The following is a 2,452-nucleotide window of genomic DNA, read 5'->3' as shown; positions in this document are numbered from 1 at the left end:
TGCTGCCGGGCGGTCGCCGGGTGGATCTGCCCACCTACGCCTTCCAGCACCAGCGGTTCTGGCCGAACGCCAAGCAGAGCGGTGACGCTCATGTGTTGGGCCTGGCCGCGACAAGGCATCCGCTGCTGGGTGCGGTGATGCCTCGGGCCGACTCCGATGGAGTGGTGCTGACCGGGCGGTTGTCGTCGGCGTCGCATTCGTGGCTGGCCGACTACGTGGTGGCGGGCTCGGTGGTGTTGCCCGGTTCGGCGTTCGTGGAGCTGGCGGTGCGTGCCGGTGACCAGGTCGGCTGCGAGGTGGTCGAGGAGTTGATCCTGGACGCTCCGCTGGTGCTGGGTGCGGGTGACGCGGTGGCGGTGCAGGTGTGGGTGGGGGCTGCGGAGGAGACCGGTCGGCGGAGTGTGAGCGTCTACGCCCGTTCGGCGGACGCGGCCGAGGAGGTGCCGTGGGTGCGGCACGCCACCGGCACGCTCGCCATGGGTGCTTCGCCTGCCGAGCCGTTCGACACGGCGGTGTGGCCCCCGGTCGGCGCGACCGCGATCGAGCTGGACGGCTTCTACGAGGAGCTGGCCGCGGACGGCTTCGCCTACGGTCCGGCGTTCCAGGGGCTGCGGGCGGCGTGGCGTCGCGACGGTGAGATCTTCGCCGAGGTGAGGCTGCCCGAGCAGGTCAGCGAGGCGGATTCGTTCGGGGTGCATCCGGCGCTGCTGGACGCGGCGCTGCACGTGGTGCCGTTCGCTGGACTGGACGATTCCGAGGCTGCCCGGGTGCCGTTCTCCTGGGGTGAGGTGAGCCTGCACGCGGCCGGGGCGTCGGTGCTGCGGGTGCGGCTGGCCAGGACGGGCGGCGAAGTGGTTTCGCTGAACGCGGTGGATGCGACGGGTGCGCCGGTGCTGTCGGCCCGGTCGGTGGTGCTGCGGCCGATCTCCACCGAGCAGCTGGCGATCTCCGACGGTCGCGGGGCAGTGCAGGACACGCTGTTCCGGCTGGAATGGTCCGCGGCTGGCGGGCTATCCGAAACCGATCGGGTGCCGGTGGCGGTGCTCGGTCCGGACACGCTGGGTGTCGCGGCGGCCTCGCGGGAGGCCGGGGACGTGGTGCCGGTGTATGCGGATCTGCCCGCGCTGGCCGAGGCGGATCCGGTCCCGGCGGTGGTGCTGGCCGAGGTGGTCTCCGACCCGGCGGTCGGGGTGGTGGATTCGGCGCATGCGCTCACCGCTCACGTTCTGGACCTGCTGCAGCGGTGGCTGACCGAGGAGCGGTTCGCCGAGTCGCGGCTGGTGTTCCTCACCCGGGGCGCGGTCGCGGCGGGCGATGGCGAGGTGGTGGCGGATCTGTCGGCTTCCGGGGTGTGGGGCCTTGTCCGCAGTGCTCAGTCGGAGAACCCGGACCGGTTCGTACTGGTCGACATGGACCGGGATCAGGCATCGTCGGTCCTGCTCGATGTGCTGCCCGGGGCGTTGGTCTCGGGTGAGCCTCAGGTGGCGGTGCGCGGAGGTGAGGTGCTGGTTCCGCGGATGGCGCGGGTGGTGCCCGGCTCTGACGTCGGCGACGAGGTGGGCCATGCCTGGGATCCGGAGGGAACCGTTCTGATCACCGGTGGTACCGGTGGTCTGGGTGCGTTGTTCGCGCGGCATGTGGTGGCCGAGCGTGGGGTGCGGCACCTGGTGCTGACCAGCAGAAGAGGGCTGGACGCTCCGGGTGCGGTGGAGTTGCAGGCGGAGCTGATCGCGCACGGCGTCGAGGTCACCATCGCGGCCTGCGACATGGCGGATCGGGATCAGGTCGCGGGTCTGCTGGCCGGGATCGACGCCGGGCATCCGCTGACTGCGGTGATTCACACCGCGGGTGTGCTGGATGACGGCACGATTCCGTCGCTGACGGCCGAGCGGCTGGACGCGGTGCTGCGGCCGAAGGTCGACGCCGCCTGGCATCTGCACGAGCTCACCCGGGACATGGACCTGGCCGGATTCGTGGTGTTCTCCTCGTTCGCCGGGGTGATGGGCAACGCGGGTCAGGGTAACTACGCGGCGGCGAACGCGTTCCTCGACGCTCTGGCCCAGCAGCGCCGGGCAGACGGGCTGGCGGGGTTGTCGCTGGCCTGGGGCATGTGGGCGCAGGAGACCGGGATGACCGGGGGACTCGGGGCGATCGACCTGCGGCGGATGGCGCGGGCGGGGATGCCGGCGCTCTCGGCCGAGCAAGGGCTCGCGGCGTTCGAGTCGGCTACTACGACAGGTGACTCGCCAGTGGTGGTGGCGCGGTTGGATCTCTCGGTGCTGCGTACGGTCCCCGAGGTGCCGCATCTGATGCGTGGCCTGGTGCGCGGAAGCCGCCGCCTGGCGATCTCCACGTCGGCGGGTGGGGATTCGGAGTTGTTGCGGCGGTTGGCGGGGTTGGGTGAGGCCGAGCAGGTTCGGCTGGTGGTGGAGTTGGTGCGGGCGCAGGCGGC

Annotated in this window: 1 protein-coding gene; it reads left to right on the top strand. The window is 71.5% G+C overall.

The window, feature by feature from the left end; translation table 11 throughout:
- Window positions 1–2,452: type I polyketide synthase (locus AB0B96_RS40775; RefSeq protein ID WP_362907675.1), on the top strand; the 2,452-nt coding region annotated here is incomplete at both ends.

This window comes from Streptosporangium sp. NPDC049046, from assembly GCF_040649155.1.
Lineage (GTDB): Bacteria > Actinomycetota > Actinomycetes > Streptosporangiales > Streptosporangiaceae > Streptosporangium.
Note: the sequence above shows the minus strand (reverse complement) of the source record. Positions and strands in the feature narration are given on the sequence as shown.